Annotated in this window: 16 protein-coding genes and 2 tRNA genes; 6 read left to right on the top strand and 12 right to left on the bottom strand. The window is 70.4% G+C overall.

What is annotated here, in order from left to right; genetic code table 11:
• Positions 1-43: 43 nt before the first annotated feature.
• From clpX to IEZ11_RS05575, 5 genes are all read right to left on the bottom strand, one after another.
• Positions 44-1,330, bottom strand: a complete 1,287-nt coding sequence (clpX, locus tag IEZ11_RS05595; RefSeq protein WP_189261442.1) for an ATP-dependent Clp protease ATP-binding subunit ClpX — start codon at positions 1,328-1,330, stop codon at positions 44-46.
• A 212-nt stretch (positions 1,331-1,542) separates the two neighbouring features.
• The gene (locus IEZ11_RS05590) at positions 1,543-2,208 is read right to left on the bottom strand and encodes an ATP-dependent Clp protease proteolytic subunit (protein WP_189261441.1); all 666 of its coding nucleotides are present in this window, start codon (positions 2,206-2,208) and stop codon (positions 1,543-1,545) included.
• A gap of 67 nt (positions 2,209-2,275) precedes the next feature.
• Entirely contained in the window at positions 2,276-2,884 is a 609-nt protein-coding gene (locus tag IEZ11_RS05585) for an ATP-dependent Clp protease proteolytic subunit (RefSeq protein WP_189261742.1), read from the bottom strand.
• Between the two features lie 393 nt (positions 2,885-3,277).
• On the bottom strand, positions 3,278-4,675 hold the full coding sequence (tig, locus tag IEZ11_RS05580; RefSeq protein WP_189261440.1) for a trigger factor: 1,398 nt from the start codon (positions 4,673-4,675) through the stop codon (positions 3,278-3,280).
• 186 nt (positions 4,676-4,861) lie between these two features.
• A tRNA-Pro gene (locus IEZ11_RS05575) sits at positions 4,862-4,938 on the bottom strand.
• A 163-nt stretch (positions 4,939-5,101) separates the two neighbouring features.
• Between IEZ11_RS05575 and IEZ11_RS05570 the strand changes: the two genes are divergently transcribed.
• Positions 5,102-5,172 (top strand) — tRNA-Gly (locus IEZ11_RS05570).
• A 76-nt stretch (positions 5,173-5,248) separates the two neighbouring features.
• On the opposite strand, the gene IEZ11_RS05565 is transcribed toward IEZ11_RS05570, so the two are convergent.
• On the bottom strand, positions 5,249-5,443 hold the full coding sequence (locus IEZ11_RS05565) for a hypothetical protein (RefSeq protein ID WP_189261439.1): 195 nt from the start codon (positions 5,441-5,443) through the stop codon (positions 5,249-5,251).
• A 461-nt stretch (positions 5,444-5,904) separates the two neighbouring features.
• On the opposite strand from IEZ11_RS05565, the gene IEZ11_RS05560 reads away from it, so the two are divergent.
• Positions 5,905-7,047 carry an acyltransferase family protein gene (locus tag IEZ11_RS05560; RefSeq protein ID WP_189261438.1) on the top strand — a complete coding sequence of 381 codons (1,143 nt, stop codon included), beginning with the start codon at positions 5,905-5,907 and terminating at the stop codon, positions 7,045-7,047.
• 13 nt (positions 7,048-7,060) lie between these two features.
• On the opposite strand, the gene IEZ11_RS05555 is transcribed toward IEZ11_RS05560, so the two are convergent.
• Positions 7,061-7,507: an HD domain-containing protein gene (locus tag IEZ11_RS05555; RefSeq protein WP_189261437.1), complete on the bottom strand. Its 447-nt coding sequence runs from the start codon at positions 7,505-7,507 to the stop codon at positions 7,061-7,063.
• 157 nt (positions 7,508-7,664) lie between these two features.
• Positions 7,665-8,828, bottom strand: coding sequence for a PP2C family protein-serine/threonine phosphatase (locus tag IEZ11_RS05550; protein WP_189261436.1), 1,164 nt, complete (start codon positions 8,826-8,828; stop codon positions 7,665-7,667).
• A 174-nt stretch (positions 8,829-9,002) separates the two neighbouring features.
• Here IEZ11_RS05550 and IEZ11_RS05545 point away from each other — a divergent pair, with 174 nt between their 5' ends.
• Positions 9,003-10,244 (top strand): GNAT family N-acetyltransferase, encoded by a 1,242-nt coding sequence (locus tag IEZ11_RS05545; protein ID WP_189261435.1) that lies wholly within the window; start codon positions 9,003-9,005, stop codon positions 10,242-10,244.
• 7 nt (positions 10,245-10,251) lie between these two features.
• Here the strand turns inward: IEZ11_RS05545 and IEZ11_RS05540 are convergent, their stop codons facing one another.
• Positions 10,252-11,055, bottom strand: a complete 804-nt coding sequence (locus IEZ11_RS05540) for an Fpg/Nei family DNA glycosylase (protein WP_189261434.1) — start codon at positions 11,053-11,055, stop codon at positions 10,252-10,254.
• Between the two features lie 203 nt (positions 11,056-11,258).
• Positions 11,259-11,753 (bottom strand): ribose-5-phosphate isomerase, encoded by a 495-nt coding sequence (locus tag IEZ11_RS05535; protein ID WP_189261433.1) that lies wholly within the window; start codon positions 11,751-11,753, stop codon positions 11,259-11,261.
• A gap of 205 nt (positions 11,754-11,958) precedes the next feature.
• Here IEZ11_RS05535 and IEZ11_RS05530 point away from each other — a divergent pair, with 205 nt between their 5' ends.
• Entirely contained in the window at positions 11,959-13,398 is a 1,440-nt protein-coding gene (locus IEZ11_RS05530; protein WP_189261432.1) for an amino acid permease, read from the top strand.
• Positions 13,399-13,401: 3 nt separating this feature from the next.
• Here the strand turns inward: IEZ11_RS05530 and IEZ11_RS05525 are convergent, their stop codons facing one another.
• On the bottom strand, positions 13,402-15,189 hold the full coding sequence (locus tag IEZ11_RS05525; RefSeq protein WP_373294829.1) for a serine/threonine-protein kinase: 1,788 nt from the start codon (positions 15,187-15,189) through the stop codon (positions 13,402-13,404).
• A gap of 267 nt (positions 15,190-15,456) precedes the next feature.
• Here IEZ11_RS05525 and IEZ11_RS05520 point away from each other — a divergent pair, with 267 nt between their 5' ends.
• Positions 15,457-16,188 (top strand): LPXTG cell wall anchor domain-containing protein, encoded by a 732-nt coding sequence (locus tag IEZ11_RS05520; RefSeq protein WP_189261431.1) that lies wholly within the window; start codon positions 15,457-15,459, stop codon positions 16,186-16,188.
• Positions 16,189-16,253: 65 nt separating this feature from the next.
• Here the strand turns inward: IEZ11_RS05520 and IEZ11_RS05515 are convergent, their stop codons facing one another.
• Positions 16,254-16,838 (bottom strand): biotin transporter BioY, encoded by a 585-nt coding sequence (locus tag IEZ11_RS05515; RefSeq protein ID WP_189261430.1) that lies wholly within the window; start codon positions 16,836-16,838, stop codon positions 16,254-16,256.
• 441 nt (positions 16,839-17,279) lie between these two features.
• Here IEZ11_RS05515 and IEZ11_RS05510 point away from each other — a divergent pair, with 441 nt between their 5' ends.
• Positions 17,280-18,488: an ROK family protein gene (locus IEZ11_RS05510; RefSeq protein WP_189261429.1), complete on the top strand. Its 1,209-nt coding sequence runs from the start codon at positions 17,280-17,282 to the stop codon at positions 18,486-18,488.
• Positions 18,489-18,550 lie beyond the last annotated feature (62 nt).

The following is an 18,550-nucleotide window of genomic DNA, read 5'->3' as shown; positions in this document are numbered from 1 at the left end:
CGCCGAAACCCGGCGGGCGCCCTTCCTCGTACGAGTACCGCGGTTACGCCGACTTCTGCTCGCCCGAGCCCCGCCCGCGGGCGTCGCGCGGGATCAGGGTCGGGTTGACGTTGGAGTGGACGACGTCGGCCGTGATGACGACGCGGGCCACGTCCTTGCGGGACGGCACCTCGTACATCACCGACATGAGGACCTCTTCCATGATGGCGCGCAGGCCCCGGGCGCCGGTCTGGCGGAGGATCGCCTGGTCGGCGATGGCCTCCAGGGCCTCACGCTCGAAGTCCAGCTCCACGCCGTCGAGTTCGAAGAGGCGCTGGTACTGCTTGACCAGCGCGTTGCGCGGCTCGATGAGGATCTGGAGCAGGGCCTCGCGGTCCAGGTTGTGGACCGAGGTGATGACGGGCAGCCGGCCGATGAACTCCGGAATCATGCCGAACTTGACCAGGTCCTCGGGCATGACGTCCTCGAACTGGTCCTTGGACTGCAGTTCCCGCTTGGAACGGATGGTCGCGCCGAAGCCGATGCCCTTGGCGCCCGCCCGGGACTCGATGATCTTCTCCAGGCCGGCGAACGCACCGCCCACGATGAACAGCACGTTCGTCGTGTCGATCTGGATGAACTCCTGGTGCGGGTGCTTGCGGCCGCCCTGCGGCGGGACGGAGGCCGTGGTGCCTTCGAGGATCTTGAGAAGGGCCTGCTGCACACCCTCACCGGAGACGTCCCGGGTGATCGAGGGGTTTTCGCTCTTACGGGCTACCTTGTCGATCTCGTCGATGTAGATGATCCCGGTCTCGGCCTTCTTGACGTCGTAGTCGGCGGCCTGGATCAGCTTGAGGAGGATGTTCTCCACGTCCTCGCCCACGTAGCCGGCCTCCGTCAGCGCGGTGGCGTCGGCGATCGCGAACGGCACGTTCAGCATGCGGGCCAGGGTCTGCGCGAGGAGCGTCTTGCCGGAGCCGGTGGGGCCCAGCAGCAGGATGTTGGACTTCGCCAACTCGATGGCGTCGTCGCGGCCCTGGGCGCCGCCGTTCTCCCCTGCCTGGACCCGCTTGTAGTGGTTGTACACCGCGACCGAGAGGGCCTTCTTGGCGGGCTCCTGGCCCACCACGTAGCCCTCCAGGAACTCGTAGATCTCGCGGGGCTTGGGGAGTTCCTCCCAGCGCACCTCGCTCGTCTCGGCGAGCTCCTCCTCGATGATCTCGTTGCAGAGATCGATGCACTCGTCGCAGATGTACACACCGGGCCCTGCGATGAGCTTCTTGACCTGCTTCTGGCTCTTGCCGCAGAACGAGCACTTGAGCAGATCGCCGCCGTCACCGATGCGTGCCACGGTGTGCTTCCCCTTCGCCTGGGAGACGCCTGGACTCTTCCGAATCCAGCGGCTCCTGGTGCTGCCTTATGTCGACGGTACCTTGCCGGGCCCCCTGTACGGGCCCCCCTTGGCACGGTTCACTTTGACGTGCACCTTGCCGTGCGCGTGGTCAAACCGTGCCAAGGGCGGCAGAGAACACATTCTCTGTCAGCGGCCGATCTCAGCTGAACTCAGCGGACGTCAGCGTTGTTCATCTTCCGGGTGGAGATGATCTGGTCCACGATGCCGTAGTCCAGCGCCTCCTCGGCCGTGAGGATCTTGTCGCGCTCGATGTCCTCGCGGACCTGCTCGATCGGCCGGTTGGAGTGCTTCGCCAGCATCGTCTCCAGCTGGTCACGCATCCGCGTGAACTCCTTGGCGATGATCTCCAGGTCGGAGAGCTGGCCGCGGCCGGTGGAGCCGGCCGGCTGGTGGATCAGCACCCGGGAGTTCGGCAGCGCCATGCGCTTGCCGGGGGTGCCGGCGGCCAGCAGGATGGCCGCGGCGGAGGCCGCCTGGCCCATGCAGACCGTCTGGATGTCGGGCTTCACGAACTGCATCGTGTCGTAGATCGCCGTGAGGGCGGTCATGTCGCCGCCCGGGCTGTTGATGTAGATCGAGATGTCCCGGTCGGGGTCCATCGACTCCAGGCACAGCAGCTGCGCCATGACGTCGTTGGCGGAGGCGTCGTCGATCTGGACGCCGAGGAAGATCACACGCTCCTCGAAGAGCTTCGCGTACGGGTCGTACTCGCGGATGCCCTGGGAGGTGCGCTCGACGAAGCGCGGGATGACGTAGCGGGCGTCGGGCCGGGGCCCGTCGTAGCGGGCGTCAGCGGCGCCGGGGATGTTGCTCATGAGGGTGTTCACCGTCCTGGTGGCGTTCGGGGGGCTGGAGTCTCGGCGGAGCGTGGCGTGTCCGGGCTCAGGAGGCGCCGGTGCCGCCGCCTCCCGGAACACCGGAGGCATGCGTGATGATCTCGTCAATGAGACCGTACTCCTTGGCCTCTTCCGGGGTGAACCAGCGGTCGCGGTCGCCGTCGCGGATGATCGCCTCGACGGTCTGGCCGGAGTGCTGCGCGGTCAGCTCGGACATGCGCTTCTTGGTGCGCAGCAGGTACTCGGCCTGGATCTTGATGTCCGAGACCGTACCGCCGAGGCCCGCGGAGCCCTGGTGCATCATGATGTCCGCGTGCGGCAGCGCGAAGCGCTTGCCGGCGGCACCGCCGGTGAGCAGGAACTGGCCCATCGAGGCCGCCATGCCCATGGCGATGGTCACCACGTCGTTCGGGATGTACTGCATGGTGTCGTAGATGGCCATACCGGCCGTCACCGAGCCACCGGGGCTGTTGATGTAGAGGTAGATGTCCTTGGCGGGATCGGCCGCCAGCAGCAGCAGCTGCGCGGTGATCTTGTTCGCGATGTCGTCGTCCACCTGCTGGCCCAGGAAGATGATCCGCTCACCGAGCAGCCGGTTGTAGACCTGGTCACCGAGGCCACCACCGAAGGAAGGCTCGCCGGCGGCGGAGGGCATCAGATTCGTCACGTATCCACCTGCTCGTCATGTACGACGGCGTTGGGCCGTCTCACGTTTCCCTAGCCGGGGGCTTGGCCGGGGGCTGCAGTCCTGTCGGACTCCGGTCCCCTTGCCCTCGTACTCATGGACCCTAACGCGATGGTCCCTTCGGGGAATCCCGGTAACAGGGCTGTTCGCCGGGGGCGTAGCGGCTGCGCCGGTGGGCCGACGGCCACGCGCCGTGCGGGTACGTGGGCGCGTGCGGGTGCGTGGGCGCGTGCGGGTGCGTCGTGGTCGCTCGCGCAGTTCCCCGCGCCCCTTTGGGGCGCGCTGCAGCCCGGGGGGATGACGAAGGGGCCCCCGGGACAGCGCCCAGGAGCCCCTTGTACGCCGTTACGGGCGCCGGAGGGCTCAGCCCTCGGTCTTCTCCTCGGCGGCCTCGGCGGGGGCGTCCGTGGCCTCGGCGACGGCCTCGGGGGCCTCCGTCTCGTCCTCGTCCTCGTCGTCCAGGTCGACGATCTCGCCGTTGGTGTCCTTCACCGTGGCGGCCTCGACCACGACGGCCAGGGCCTTGCCGCGGGCGACCTCGCCGACCAGCAGCGGAACCTGGCCGCCCTCGACGACGGCCTGGGCGAACTGGTCCGGGGACATGCCGGAGGAGGCCGCGCGCCGCATGAGGTGCTCGGTGAGCTCCTCCTGGTTGACGTTCAGCTTCTCGACCTTGACCAGCTCGTCGAGGACGAACTGGGTCTTGATGCCCTTGACCGCGGCCTCGCGGGTCTCGGTCTCGAACTCCTCCTCGGTCTTGCCCTGGATCTCCAGGTACTTCGCGAGGTCGAGGCCCATCTGGCCGAGCTGGTGGTGCTCCAGGTTGTGCTTGCGGGTGTTGATCTCGTCCTCGAGGAGCTTCTCGGGGACCGGCACCTCGACGAGCTCCAGCAGCTTCTCCAGGACGCGCTCCTGGGCCTGCGTGGCCTGGTCGTACGTCTTCATGTTGGCGAGACGCTTGCGGCTGTCGTCCTTGAGCTCGTCCAGGGTGTCGAACTCGGAGGCGAGCTGCGCGAACTCGTCGTCCAGCTCGGGCAGTTCGCGGGCGGCGACCTGGGTGACCTTGACGGTGACCTCGGCCTCGCGGCCGGCCGCGGAGCCGCCCTTGAGCTCGGAGGTGAAGGTGGCCTCGCCACCGGCCTCCAGGCCCTTCACGGCGTCGTCGATGCCGTCGAGGAGCTCGCCGGAGCCGATGGTGTAGGACACACCGCTGGCGATGCCGTCCTCCAGCACCTCGCCGTCGACCTTGGCCTCCAGGTCGATGGTGACGACGTCGCCGTCCTCGGCGGCCCGCTCGACCGGGGAGGTGGCGGCGAAGCGCTCGCGGAGCTGCTCGACGGACTTCTCGATGTCCTCGTCGGTCACCTCGACCGCGTCGACCTCGACCTCGATGCCCGAGTAGTCCGGGATCTCCAGGGCCGGGCGGACGTCGACCTCGGCGGTGAAGTTCAGCGTCTCGCCGTCCTTCAGCTCGGTGATGTCGACGTCGGGCTGACCCAGCGGGTTCAGCTCGGCCTCGTTGACCGCTTCGGTGTAGAACTTCGGAAGCGCGTCGTTGACCGCCTCCTCCAGGACCGCACCGCGGCCGAACCGCTGGTCGATGACGCGGGCCGGGATCTTGCCCTTGCGGAAGCCCTTCACCGTGACCTGCTGGTTGATCTTCTTGTACGCCGCGTCGAGGCTGTCCTTGAGCTCCTCGAAGGGCACCTCGACAGTGAGCCGAACCCGGGTCGGGTTCAGGGTCTCCACGGCGCTCTTCACGGTTCGGTCTCCTTGTGGCTGACTTCTTGGGTTCTGCCGGTGCCAGAGGGGCCCGGCGGACTTTCGTCGCCCGGAGGAGTTCGTAGGCCGCCGTGCGGGGGCCGGGACACGCGGGCGCGCAGCTTGCATAGTAACCGCAGCGGCTCAGCGCCCCAAAAGGCGATCAAGACGGACGCCGTCAGGTGGTGGTCGGGGTGGCGGGATTTGAACCCACGGCCTTCCGCTCCCAAAGCGGACGCGCTACCAAGCTGCGCCACACCCCGTTCCCGTGCGACACGTAGGGTACATGCCCGGGCCGCCCGCGTCGGCTGCTTTGTTCACCCGCGTCGGCGTGACATCCCCGCAGACCAACACGTTGGCCTGCGCGCGGGGCGACCCGCTACGATGCCTTCAGTGCCGCGGTCACCGACCTGCGGCGCGTCTGGTGCGGGCGTAGCTCAATGGTAGAGCCCTAGTCTTCCAAACTAGCTACGCGGGTTCGATTCCCGTCGCCCGCTCTGAACGGCAGAGGCCCAGGTGAGGGGTGGTGACACCCCCCTGGGCCTCAGTCATGCCCAGGGCGCGGGCGCCGGTTCAGAAGTTGATCGAGTTGATGGTCTGCGCTATCGAGTCGAGGAAGCGCTGGATGGAGGGCGCCATCCCGGTCGAGGCGAGGAAGAAGCCGAAGAGGACGGCGACGATGGCGGGGCCCGCCTTGATGTTCCCCCCTCTCATCAGCACCACAAGGATGATCGCCAACAGCAACACCACAGACAGTGAAATGGCCACAACTGATCACGCCCTCGGTCGGTCCGCACTCCGGCCCGGGGGTACGGCCCCCGCACCCCCGCCAGATCCATCGTGCCACCAACCCGGCCGCACTATGCGGTTCGTGACACAACGTCGACAACACGCACCGCACCGACAACCGCGCGCACTGTAATTCGAGCGTCCACCCGCCCGCGGATCCACGGCAATTGACAGACATGGTTTCGGTGTCCACACAACGCGTGCGCAGCTAATTCGAATTATTGACACAGGCACGGCAAGCGACGCTCAATCGTGGGCGTTATGCACCAATGAGTAGGGATGAATGAGGACATCACGGGTCTAAGTGCCGCATGGAACCGCATAGACGCAGGCATCGACTTCGGTAAATCACCCGACGGTTCACAGACCGCCGTCGCCGAATACCAGGATTCACATCGGCGGTTTTACGAAAACGCACAGGCGCCGCTAAGGTGCCTCAGATGTCCGACGCCGCCATCACCCCCGGCCAGAACCGAACACCGCGTCCCCCGGCCCGGCCGCCGGTGGGCGGACAGCGCGACGCGTTCTTCGACAACGCCAAGTACCTGGCGATCGTGCTCGTCGCGATGGGTCACTCATGGGAGCCGCTGAAGGGCGACAGCCGCGTCCTGGAAGCGGTGTACTGCGTGGTGTACGCCTTCCACATGCCGGCGTTCATCATCATCTCCGGTTACTTCTCCCGGAACTTCGACATGCGCCCGGACCGGCTGAAGCGGCTGGTCACCGGGGTCGTCGTGCCCTATGTCCTGTTCGAGACCGGCTACTCGCTCTTCGAGCGCTACGTGATCGGCTCCCCCGGCCAGGACATCAGCCTGCTCGACCCCTGGTACCTGACCTGGTTCCTGTGCGCGCTGTTCGTCTGGCGTCTGACCACGCCCCTGTGGCGGACGGTCCGCCATCCCCTTCCGGTCGCCTTCGGCCTCGCGATGCTGGCCTCCGTGTCCCCGAGCATCGGTGACGACCTCGACCTCCAGCGGGTCCTGCAGTTCCTGCCGTACTTCGTGCTCGGCCTGTGCCTGCGGCCCGAGCACTTCCGGCTGGTGCGCCGGTGGCCGGTGCGGATCGCCGCGGTGCCGCTGTTCGCCCTCGCGCTGGCGGTCGCGTGGTGGTCGGTGCCGCGGATGGACACCGCGTGGTTCTTCCACCGGGACTCCGCGCAGGAGCTGGGCGCGCCGTGGTGGTCCGGGCCGGTGATGGTGCTCGCCCTGTTCGGCTGCTCGATGCTGCTGACGGCCGGCTTCTTCTCCTGGGTGCCGGGCCGGCGGATGTGGTTCACGACGCTCGGCGCGGGCACGCTGTACGGCTACCTCCTGCACGGCTTCGTCGTGAAGTACGCCGTCCACCTGGGCTGGTTCGACCCGAGGTGGCTGCACCGGCCGGCCGGCGAGATCCTCGTCACCGCGCTCGCGGGCGCATGCGTGACGCTGCTGTGCACCCGGCCCGTGCAGCGGGTGTTCCGGTTCTCCATGGAGCCGAGGATGGAGTGGGCGTTCCGGCGGGACGCGGCGGAACTGGCCCGCGGGCGGGAACGGGAGCAGGGGCGGCGGCAGGGGTCGCGGAGCCGGCAGACGGCCGACGTGTGACGCCGTGCTCCGCCTACGCGGGGAGGCCGAGGAGGGCGCGCATCCGGGCGTACTTCCCGGTCAGCCGTTTCCGGGTGTCCTCGTCCAGTACGGCGAGACGGCCGGGGTCGGCGTTGTGCGCGAGGTCGGCCTCCTTGACCAGCAGGGCGCCGGGGGTGGCGAGGATGCGGCGGGCGTACGCCTCGGGGGGCTCGCCGGGGTGCTTGGTGAGGGCGCGCACGATGGCCCTGGTGCGCGGGCTCACGGCGGCCGTGTCCAGCCACTCCTCGGTGAGGGCGTGGTCCTCGACGGAGTCGTGCAGCCAGGCGGCGGCGATCTGGTCGGGGTCGCCGCCACGGGTGCGGACGCCTTCGGCGACGGCGGCGAGGTGCTCGGCGTAGGGGCGGCCGGCCTTGTCGGTCTGCGCAGCGTGGGCGGCCCGGGCGAGCCTCTCGACTTCGGGGAGGGTGAGGAGCTTCACGGTGCGAGTATCTCCGGGCGGGGGGTGGGGACGCTCACCGGCGCTTGCCGGGTGCCGCCGCGCCCACCCGTGCCGTCCCGCAGCTGGGCAGCTGCCCCGACTGCAGCGCCCCGTAGGGGCGCGGGGAACTGCGCGACCAACCCCCACCGGCCCGCACTCACCTCGCCGCCTCTCGGCAGATCAAGAGCAGGGCCCGGTCGTCGTTGACGTCCTTCGCGACCGCCTCGATCAGGTGCCAGGCGGCGCCGTGGAAGCCGCCGGCCACATAGCGGTCGGCCTCCCCCGTGAGCCGGTCTATGCCCTCCACGATGTCTCGGTCGGACGTCTCCACCAGACCGTCCGTGAAGATCATCAGGACGTCGCCGGGGCGCAGGGAGCCCTTCACGGGGTCGAACTGGGCGCCGTCGTAGACGCCGAGGAGGGGGCCTTCGGCGGCCTTCTCCTCCCAGCGGCCGCTGCCGGCGCTGAGCTGGAGACCGGGCGGGTGGCCCGCGGAGTACAGCTCGTAGTCGCCGGAGTCGAGGTCCAGGACCAGGTGTATGGAGGTCGCGAAGCCCTCGTCCCAGTCCTGGCGGAGCAGGTAGCCGTTGGCGGCGGGGAGGAAGGCGTGCGGCGGGAGGGAGCCGAGGAGGCCGCCGAAGGCGCCGGACAGCAGCAGCGCGCGGGACGCCGCGTCCATGCCCTTGCCGGAGACGTCCGTGAGGACGACCTCCATGGTGCGGCCGTTGTTCGTGCGGGCCGCGACCACGAAGTCGCCGGAGAAGGACTGGCCGCCGGCCGGCCGCAGGGCCATCTCGCGGTGCCAGCCCAGCGGCAGCTTCGGCAGCTTGCTCTGCACCCGGATGCGTTCGCGCAGGTCGAAGAGCATGGTGCCGCCACGCCGCCAGGGCACCCCGACCCGGCTGCGGAACTGGGCGGTGAGCAGGCCGAAGAAACCGCAGGCGGCCACGACGAGGACCACGCCCGGGGTGACCCGGGAGGGACCCTCGGTGTAGGGGCCGAGCCGTACCGACTCCACGATGAGGGCGGTGGCCGCCGCCGCGTACAGGCCGAGCAGGCTCGCCGGGCGCAGCAGCAGGCCGCCCGCGATGATCGGCAGGACCAGTGCGGCCGGGGAGAACCAGACGGAGTTGGCGAGGGTCATGGAGGCGAGGACCGGCACCGTCAGCAGCAGCCCGACCAGCGCGATCCAGTCGGAGCCGTCGCCGCGGAAGTAGTCCACGGCGCTTCTGCGCACGCCGACGCGGGCCCGGTGCCACTGCACTTTCCACCGGGCCGGGAACGTCTCGGCCTTCGCGCGCCGCTCTCGGTCTACTGCCATCAGTTCGGGACCCTATCCATCGGACCAGCTGCTTGGCACGGGAGGTCCCACTTGTCCCCCGTCCGAGACTCACCTTCGGGTGCGACTTCACAGTGAACTTCACCGGAAGCCCTCACGTCGCCGTCCGGGAGAAATTCGCTGGCTCGTCCTGCAATGCCCTGGTAGGCATGGCGCATGGCGAGCGAGCGTGCGACCGAGTCGAAGGTGCTGCGTCCCGAGGAGTTCGACAGGTGGTGGGACCACCTGGTCCGGGCCTTCGGCGCCGGTCCGGCATCGGCCGAGGAGCGTGCGCTGGACCGGTCCCTGACGGAGCCCGGCCGTTCGCTGGCCGCCTGGGACGGGGACGAACTCGTGGGAACGGCCGGGGCGTTCCGGTTCCGGATGACCGTGCCGGGCGGTGCCGTGCTGCCCACCGCGGGGATCACCATGGTGAGCGTGGCCGCGACGCACCGGCGGCGCGGGGTGCTGACGTCGATGATGCGCCGGCAGCTGGACGACATCCGGGAGTGGGGCGAGCCGCTGGCCGCGCTCACCGCCTCCGAGCCGGCGATCTACGGCCGCTTCGGCTACGACGCCGCGACCTTCCAGCTCCAGGCCGAGATCGACACCGGCCGGGTGACGCTGGACACACCCGCCGGCACCGGTGACGTACGACTGCGGTACGCCGGTCCGGCCGAGGTGCTCGCCGCGTGCGAGGCGGTCTACGCGGAGCTGGTGCCGCTGCGGCCCGGGATGCTGGCCCGGCAGCCGGGCTGGGAGCAGGTGGGGCTGCTGGACCCGGAGAGCGACCGGGACGGGGCGTCGGCGCTGCAGTGCGTGGTCGCCGAGCGGGACGGGCAGGTCACCGGGTACGCCCGGTTCCGTACGAAGCTGGGCTGGTCGGCGAGCGGGCACGACGGCACGGTGTCGCTGGAGGACCTCGCCGCGCTCGATCCGGCGAGCGACGCGGCGCTGTGGCGGTTCCTGTTCGGCATCGACCTGATGTCCAGGCTGACGGTACGGGGGCGGCCGGTCGACGACGCCTGGCAGTACCACGTCTCCGACATCCGGCGCTGTCTGACGCGGGTGCGGGACATGGGGTACGTGCGTCTCGTCGACGTCGGTGCGGCGCTCGCGGCGCGCACCTATCAGGCGCCGGTGGACGTGGTGCTGGAGGTGGCGGACGCCTTCTGCCCCTGGAACGCGGGGCGTTGGCGGCTCACCGGGGACGCCAAGGGGGCGTCCTGCGAGCGTACGACGGACCGGGCCGAGCTGACGCTGTCGGTACGGGAGTTGGCGGCCGCGTACCTCGGCGGGGTGTCCCTGCTGTCGCTGGCGCGCGCCGGGCGGGTGGGTGAACTGCGGCCGGGGGCGCTGGCGGAGGCGTCGGTGGCGTTCGGGTCACCGGTGCTGCCGTGGCTGTCGCACGGGTTCTAGCGGACGCTCAGCGTTTCTGGCAGTCCGGGCACCAGAAGAGGTTGCGGGCGGCGAGGTCCGCGGTGCGGATGCCGGTGCCGCAGAGGTGGCAGGGCAGGGTGGCGCGGCGGTAGACGTACACCTCGCCGCCGTGGTCGTCCACGCGCGGCGGGCGGCCCATGGCCTCCGGGGTGTGCTCGGGGCGGACGGTGTCGATGCGGTTGTTCCGGACACCCTCGCGCATCAGGCCGACGAGGTCGGTCCAGACGGCGTGCCACTCGGCGGGGGTGAGGTCCCGGCCCGCGCGGTACGGGTCGATCCGGTGCCGGAACAGGACCTCGGCGCGGTAGACGTTCCCGACGCCGGCGATGATCTTCTGGTCCATCAGCAGGGCGGCGATCGTCGTACGGCTGCGGGAGATCCTGCGGTACGCCGCGTCCGGGTCGGCGTCGTCGCGCAGCGGATCGGGGCCGAGGCGGGCGTGTACGGCGTTCTTCTCGTCGTCGGTGATCAGGGCGCAGGTGGTGGGGCCGCGCAGGTCGACGTAGCCGGTGGGGCCGGCCAGGCGGAGGCGGACGGTGTCGGTGGCCGGGGGCGCGGGGGCGTCGCCGAAGGTGACCTTGCCGAAGAGGCCGAGGTGGATGTGGACCCAGTCGCTGTCGCGGAAGCCGAGGAAGAGGTGCTTGCCGTGGGCTTCCGTGCGGGTGAGCTCGGCGCCGTCGATCAGCTCCGCGGCGTCGGAGAACTTGCCCTGCGGGCTGGTCACCCTCACGGGCCCGGCGAACCGCCGGTAGTCCAGCGCAAGCCGGTGGATCGTGTGCCCCTCTGGCACTGAGCCACTTCCTTTCCCACCCACCCACCCGACTCGGTCCGTGGAGAGGTGAACGTCGAGAGACCCGACCGCGGCCCCCCGCTCCAGCCCGCCCACCCGACTCGGTCCGTGGAGGGGTGAACGTGCGAGGAGGGCGGCTGCAGCGCCCCGGAAGGGGCGCGGGGAACTGCGCGATCAGCCCCCGCGCGCCCGCAGGCGGACGTCTACCGGCCGTCCCCGGAAGGGTGGTGCGCCGGGATCGGCGGGAGGTCGCCCGTGGTCTCGTACGCCGTGAGCATGTCGATGCGGCGGATGTGCCGCTCGCCCTCGGAGAACGGCGTGTTCAGGAAGGTCTCGACGAACTTCGTCGCCTCGTCCTGCGTGTGCATGCGCGAGCCCACCGCCACGACGTTCGCGTTGTTGTGCTGGCGGCCGAGCGACGCGGTCTCCTCGCTCCAGGCGAGCGCCGCCCGTACGCCCTTCACCTTGTTCGCGGCGATCTGCTCACCGTTGCCGGAGCCGCCGATCACGATGCCGAGGGACTCGGGGTCGGCCGCCGTCCGCTCGGCCGCACGGAGGCAGAAGGGCGGGTAGTCGTCGTCGGCGTCGTAGATGTGGGGGCCGCAGTCCACGGGGTCGTGGCCCGCCGCCCTCAGCCACTCGACGAGGTGGTTCTTGAGTTCGAAGCCCGCATGGTCGGAGCCGAGATACACGCGCATGGGATGAGTGTGACATGGGCGTGAACGCATGGCAGGGGCGGGGCTGGGCACCGGAAATTGTGAGCAACACTACAGAAGCTCAGGAAAACCTCAAGTAACGATCCGGATTCAAAGGTTCAGGAATCAGTCCACCTCCGTTTCACTGGACCGACTCGTACGCCGCTCGTACGAGAGCCCGCTCACCCGCCGCAAAGGAATTCCCCCCATGACTGGCAACGGTCTCCAGAACGGCCTCCACGCAGGACTCAAGAACCGCCATCTGTCGATGATCGCCATCGGCGGTGTCATCGGCGCAGGCCTCTTCGTCGGTTCCAGTACCGGCATCGCCACCGCAGGCCCCGGCATCCTGCTGTCGTACGCACTCGTCGGCACGCTCGTGGTGCTGGTGATGCGGATGCTCGGCGAGATGTCGGCCGCCAACCCGACCTCCGGATCGTTCTCCGCGCACGCCGACCGCGCGCTCGGCCGCTGGGCCGGGTTCTCCATCGGCTGGCTGTACTGGTTCTTCTGGGTGGTGGTGCTGGCGGTCGAGGCCACCGCCGGCGCCACGATCCTGGAAGGCTGGATCCCGGCCGTACCGCAGTGGGCCTGGGCACTCATCGTGATGACGGTGCTCACCGCCACCAACCTGGTCTCCGTCGGCTCCTACGGCGAGTTCGAGTTCTGGTTCGCCGGCATCAAGGTCGTCGCGATCGGCGCGTTCATCGTCGTCGGCCTGCTGGCGGTGCTGGGCGTGCTGCCCGGCGCGGACACCGACAAGGCGGGCTTCTCCAACCTCACCGGCCACGGCGGTTTCCTGCCGCACGGCCCCGGCGCCATCCTCACCGGCGTGCTGCTCGTCGTCTTCTCCTTCATGGGCAGCGAGATCGCCACCCTGGCCGCAGGCGAGTCGGAGGACCCGCAGCGCGCGGTCACCAAGTCCACGAACAGCATCATCTGGCGGATCGGCGTCTTCTACCTCGGCTCGATCCTGATCGTCGTCTCGCTGCTGCCGTGGAACGACCCGTCCATCAAGGAGAAGGGCTCCTACGTCGCCGCCCTCGACTCCCTCGGCATCGCGCACGCCGGTCAGATCATGAACGTCATCGTGCTGACGTCCGTGCTGTCCTGTCTCAACTCCGGCCTGTACACGGCCTCCCGGATGGCCTTCTCGCTCGGGCAGCGGGGCGACGCCCCGAAGGCGTTCGCCCGGACCACCGCCCGTGGTGTGCCGCTGGCCGCGATCGTCGCGTCCGTGCTGTTCGGGTTCGTCGCCGTCTTCTTCAACTACAAGTTCCCGGACTCCGTCTTCCTCTTCCTCGTCAACTCCAGCGGCGCGGTGGCCCTGTTCGTCTGGCTCGTCATCTGCTTCTCGCAGCTGCGGATGCGGAAGATCATCCAGGCCGAGGCCCCGGAGAAGCTCGTCGTGAAGATGTGGCTCTACCCGTACCTGACCTGGGCGACGGCCGGTCTGATCGTGTTCGTGCTGGGCTACATGCTGACCGACACGGAGGGCGAGAGCAGCGGTCGTACGACCGTGCTGCTCTCGCTGCTGGTCGCGGCGGCGGTGGTCGTGGTCGCCCTGGTGAAGCAGAAGGTGACGGGCGGCCGGTCGACGGCCCGGGCGGTCGCCGAGCCCGCCGCCGACGAGGTGTCCGTCGGCTGACCCTCACAGCAGGATGAAGCCCTCCTTCACCCGCTCGTAGGTCCGCACGGCCTGGGCTTCGACCGCCGGCTGGTACCAGGTGTTGATCTGGTACGACTTGCCGCCGGCGTCGAAGCCCAGCAGCCGTGCGTGCCAGGGGGTGCCCCTGAGGGTGAAGGTGTACTCCCAGACGACCGCCGGGTGGCCGCGGAAGGTCGTCCCGGCCAGCCGGATCTTGGCGTAGTCCTCGCCCTGGTGGGCGCTGCGTTCGGAGGCGGTCCAGGTGTCCATGAGGTCGCCACGGGCCAGCGAGGACTTGGCGACGAGTTCCTGGCGGCCGTCGGGGGAGGTGTAGTGGACCTCGGCGCCCGTCTTCACGTCCCGGCGCCAGCCGGCGGGCGGCGCCCAGGCGAAGCCGCCGGCCTCCTCGTGGGTGCCGGGCGGGAGGGAGCGGGGGCGGGCCGTGCCCGCCACGGTGGCCGACGGGTCGGTGGTGGCCGAGGGGGTTGTGGAGGTGCCGCTCGCGGTGTCCTTGTCGCCGCCGCCTGTTGCGGTGGTGAGGAGGACAGCGAGGGCGGTGGCTACCGCTGCGGTTCCCAGTACGGCAAGGAGCGTTGTGCGTTTGGGGGGCTTGCCTCGGTGGGTACGTGCGGGGTCGTCGTGGCTGGTCGCGCCGTTCCCCGCGCCCCTGACGGGGCGCTGCGGTTCGGGGCGTTGCAAAGCGGGGCTCGTCCGGGGACGGGTCGGGAGCGTCGGGTCCGTCGAACGGCTCGACGGGGTTTCCGAGCGGACCTCCGCGCGGGATTCCGAGGGGGCTTCGGTCGATGCGCTGACCGGCGGGGACGGCTGCATCTCCGTCGGCGGCGGCTGTGGGCGTTCGTCCTCGGGGGCTGGAAGGTGCACCACGTACGCCGGGGTCGGGCGTTCCGGCGGGCGGGGGGCCGGATGCCCCCGCGTCGGTGTCCGCGTCGGGTACGCCACCGGGCGCAGGGCCTGTTCGACCTCCGCCAACCCCGGCCTGACCGTCGGGTCCTTCTCCAGCAGTGCCGCCAGCAGGTCGGACAACGGGCCTGCCGTGGGCGGGAGTTCGGGCTCCTCGTAGAGGACGGCGTGCAGGGTCGCCAGGGTGGTGTCACGGGAGAAGGGGGAGCGGCCGGCGAGGGCCGCGCACAGGGTCGCGCCGAGCGACCAGACGTCGGACGGCGGGCCCTGCGGGCGGCCGGAGATCCGCTCGGGCGCCATGTAGTCGGGGGAGCCGACGAGCATGCCGACCATGGTGAGCGCCTTGGCGTCCTGGATCGCGGCGATGCCGAAGTCGGTGAGGACGACCCGGCCGGCGGTGCTCTCGACCAGGACGTTCCCGGGTTTGATGTCGCGGTGCAGCACTCCCCCGGCATGCACCTGGATCAGCGCCGCGACCAGGCCGAGGCCGATCCGGGCCGCCGCGCGCGGGCTCAGCGGCCCCTCCTCGGCCATGATCCACTCCAGCGAGCGGCCGTTGACCAGCTCCATCACGATCCAGAGGCGTTCGCCCTCGTCGACGACGTCGTAGACGCGCACGACGTTGGGGTGGTCGATCCGGGCGGTGGCCCTGGCCTCGCGCAGGGTGCGTTCGCGTCGGGTGCGGGTGTCCTCGGCGTCGAGGCCGTCGATCCGCATCTCCTTGACGGCGACCTGCCGGTCGAGCGTCTCGTCGGCGGCCCGCCACACCCTCCCCATCCCGCCCTGTCCGATGCTCTCGGCCAGCCGGTAGCGGCCGGTCACCAGCAGCCCGGGAACACCGCCCCGCCCGGCGCCCTCCGAACTCCCCACGCCAACCGGATTCCCCGGGTCCCCTGAATTCTCCGGAACCCCTGAATTCTCCGGGCTCCCTGCACCCTCCGAATTCCCTGAACTCTCTGAACTCTCTGAACTCCCTGAAATCCCCGGCAATTCGCCGCACCCCCTCAACGACCGCACCTGCCGGCACACAATGGTCACACTTACGGCCGTACCAGCATAGTGCGGAGAAATCTTGTGGTACCTCTTCAAGTGGCCGCGAATTCAGGCGCGGTCCAGGGGGTTGCAAGGGGGACGAACATGAGTTCTCGTCGTAGGGCCCGGCGGCTGGCTTTGGTCACGGGATCGCTGGTCACGGCATCTTTCTCGGCCGTGATGATCCTGCCGTCCACGGCCGCCGCCGATGACCAGGGACCAGGAAGCGGCAAGGGGGGAAAGGCAGCCGACCAGGAACCGGCGGGCGTGAAACTGACGACCACGCTGCCCGCGAGGATCTCGGTCGACAACAGTTCACAGAAAACGGCGATCACCGCCACCGTCAAGAACGAAGGGACCAGGGAAAGCGCCGACATCAGGCTTCTGGTGGTCGGTTTCGACGGCCTGAAGGTCACCGGTGTGCGGGGCTGCGACGCCGTCGCGGCAAAGGACCTGCCGGCCGGTTCGAACAGCGCGTTCAGCTGTCCCGTCGGCGCGCTCGGCGCGGGCAGGTCGAAGTCGTACGCCGTGGACGCCACGTTCGACCTCGGCGGCACCGGGAGGATCTGTCTGCCCGTGCAGAGCGCGGACGGGAAGAAGACGTTCTGGCAGCAGGGCCCGGTGCCGTTCGGTACCACGAACCCGTCGCCGAACGCCCCGGCCACCCCGCTGCTGCTCGGCACCGACAACAAGCCGGTGGGGCCGGGCGGCGACCAGTTGCCGAAGACCGGTGCGGGACGTGACGTGCTGCCGCTCGGCGCGGCCGGTGCGGCGCTGATCGCGGCCGGGGCGGCGGGGGTGTGGTGGTCGCAGCGGCGGCCCCGGCAGCGGTCGTAGCACCCGGTACGACAGCGGGGCCCGGGGTGCCGAAGCATCCCGGGCCCCGCTGCGGCCGGACGAGGTCAGCGCTTGTCGACGAGCTTCCAGGCCGCGGGGACCGCGCCCATCGCGAGGGCCGCCTTCACGGCGTCGCCGATCAGGAACGGGGTGAGGCCGGCGGCGATCGCCGCGGACGCGGACATGCCGGCGGCGTAGGCCAGGTACGGCACGCCGACCGCGTAGATGAGCGCCTCGCCGAGCAGCATCGTGCCCGCCATCCGCAGCATGCCGCGGTCGGCGCCGCGCCGGGCCAGGGCGCCGACGGCGGCGGAGGCCAGCATCATGCCGAGGACGTAGCCGAAGGAGACGGAGAGACCGGAGGTGCCGCTCGCGAACCACGGCACGCCCGCGAGGCCGGCCAGCGCGTACAGGGCGAGGGAGAGCAGGCCGCGGCGGGCGCCGAGGGCGGTGCCGACCAGCAGGGCCGCGAAGGTCTGGCCGGTCACCGGGACCGGGGAGCCGGGCACGGGCACCGCGAGCTGGGCGGCGAGGCCGGTGAGCACGGCGCCGCCGGCCACGAGGGCCGCGTCGCGCACCCGGGACGCGGGCAGGAGGTCGGCGAGGACGGTGCCGGTACGGGTCGGCGCGGCGGCGGTGGCGGTGCTCATGGGGACTCCGCGGGGTGGGGTGGGCGGACGGACGGGGACACCGTGACGCTATCCCGGCCGGTCTGAGCCGGACACGTCAGCGATCGACAAAGGCCGGAAGCGGCACTTGGTGGGCTCTCCACAAAGGGTGCGGGTTACACGCGGTACGGGGTGACGCCGATCACTGAGGCAGAGATGTTTCAGTCACGTCAACGGCGTTGAACAGGCCTGTGGAGTTCCACCAATCGAATCCCAGTGGTCTGGTGGGATTCAAGGTTTCTGGCCTACGCTTCCGGACATGGTCGCCCAGTCCCGGAACTTCACGTCGCGTCGCTATGTCGACCTGCGACGCCAGGGGGCTGCCACCTGTCGCCGTACGCCCTGAGGCCGCACGGCGGGAGACCGGTCCGGCGCGCCTCGACGTCCGAGACGTGTCGGCCCCGTTCCCGAGGACGGTTTCCCATGCCCCGTACCGCGGCACCCCCGCTCCCCTCCGCACCCCGTGACCGGCGGCGGACCAGCGCCAGCGTGGTCCTGCGCTCGGTCCTCGAACACGGGCCGGTCGCCCGCTCCACCATCGCCCGGCTGACCGGCCTGTCCCCGGCCTCCGTCACCGACTACTGCGCCCGGTTCACCGAACTCGGCCTGATCCGGGAGACCGAGACGCCGCGGCGCGTCAGGGGCGTGGGCCGGCCGCATGTCCCGGTCGACCTGGACGACTCGCGGTTCGTGGTCGGCGGGGTGCACGTGGCCGTGCCGTACACCACGGTCGCGCTGCTCGATCTGCGCGGCCGGGTCGTTCTGCGGCGGGAGCTGAAGCACCGCTCCACCGATCCGCGCGCGGTGCTGGCGCGGGCCGCCGCGGGGCTCGCCGCGCTGCTCGGCGAGGTGCCCGGCAGCCGGCCGCTGGGCGTCGGGGTCGCCGTCGGCGGCTGGGTGGACCGGGACTCCGGGACCGTCGTCGAGCACCCGCTGCTCGGCTGGCGCGAGGTGCCGGTGCGCGAGCTGCTCGGCGCGCACACCGGGCTGCCGGTCCACGTGGACGGGCACGCGCGGGCGCTGGTCAACGGGGAGCGGCTGTTCGGGCGGGCCCGCGGCAGCCGGAGCGTGCTGCACCTGTTCGTCGGGAACGTGGTCGACGCGGCCTTCGCCACCGGCGACGAGGTGCTTCACGGCCCGCGCTCCCAGGCCGGCATGATCACCCATCTCCCGGTACCGGGCGGCACCGAGCCCTGCGACTGCGGACGCACCGGCTGCCTCCAGGTGGAGCTCAGCGAACGCACGCTGGTGCGGCGGGCCCGCGCGGCCGGGGTGACGGACGGCGCCAACCCGATGGACGTCCTCGCGGCGGCCGGGGCCGGTGACCCGGCGGCCGCGCGGCTGCTGGTGGAGCGGGCGCGGCTGACCGGGCGGGCGGCGGCGCTGCTGCTCGACGTCCTCAACCCGGAGAGCGTGGTCGTCACCGAGGTCGGGGTGCTGTACCGCGAGGACTGTCTGCGCGCGCTGCGCGAGGCGGTCGGGACGGCGCGGGCGGCCGTGGTCGCGCCGACCAGTTTCGGGGCGTCGGTGCTGGCGGTGGCGGGCGGTTCGGTGGTCCTGGACGTGCTGTACCGGGACCCGCTGAGCGCCTCGCACACCGCTGATCCGGCCCTGTCACCAGAGCTTATTTAATTCAGGAACTCGGAATATTGACAGCCGTCGCACACGGCAAGGAACATCCATCCCATGACCTG

It is taken from the genome of Streptomyces fuscichromogenes, assembly GCF_014645815.1.
GTDB lineage: Bacteria > Actinomycetota > Actinomycetes > Streptomycetales > Streptomycetaceae > Streptomyces > Streptomyces fuscichromogenes.
This window is presented reverse-complemented; position numbering and strand designations above follow the sequence as displayed.

Coding starts and splice junctions, on each gene's coding strand:
- IEZ11_RS05550 (WP_189261436.1), bottom strand. CDS start 8,828: ATGGCAGTAGACCGAGAGCGGCGCGCGAAGGCCGAGACGTTCCCGGCC.
- IEZ11_RS05545 (WP_189261435.1), top strand. CDS start 9,003: ATGGCGAGCGAGCGTGCGACCGAGTCGAAGGTGCTGCGTCCCGAGGAG.
- IEZ11_RS05530 (WP_189261432.1), top strand. CDS start 11,959: ATGACTGGCAACGGTCTCCAGAACGGCCTCCACGCAGGACTCAAGAAC.
- IEZ11_RS05510 (WP_189261429.1), top strand. CDS start 17,280: ATGCCCCGTACCGCGGCACCCCCGCTCCCCTCCGCACCCCGTGACCGG.
- IEZ11_RS05535 (WP_189261433.1), bottom strand. CDS start 11,753: ATGCGCGTGTATCTCGGCTCCGACCATGCGGGCTTCGAACTCAAGAAC.
- IEZ11_RS05585 (WP_189261742.1), bottom strand. CDS start 2,884: ATGCCCTCCGCCGCCGGCGAGCCTTCCTTCGGTGGTGGCCTCGGTGAC.
- IEZ11_RS05515 (WP_189261430.1), bottom strand. CDS start 16,838: ATGAGCACCGCCACCGCCGCCGCGCCGACCCGTACCGGCACCGTCCTC.
- IEZ11_RS05560 (WP_189261438.1), top strand. CDS start 5,905: ATGTCCGACGCCGCCATCACCCCCGGCCAGAACCGAACACCGCGTCCC.
- IEZ11_RS05520 (WP_189261431.1), top strand. CDS start 15,457: ATGAGTTCTCGTCGTAGGGCCCGGCGGCTGGCTTTGGTCACGGGATCG.
- IEZ11_RS05590 (WP_189261441.1), bottom strand. CDS start 2,208: ATGAGCAACATCCCCGGCGCCGCTGACGCCCGCTACGACGGGCCCCGG.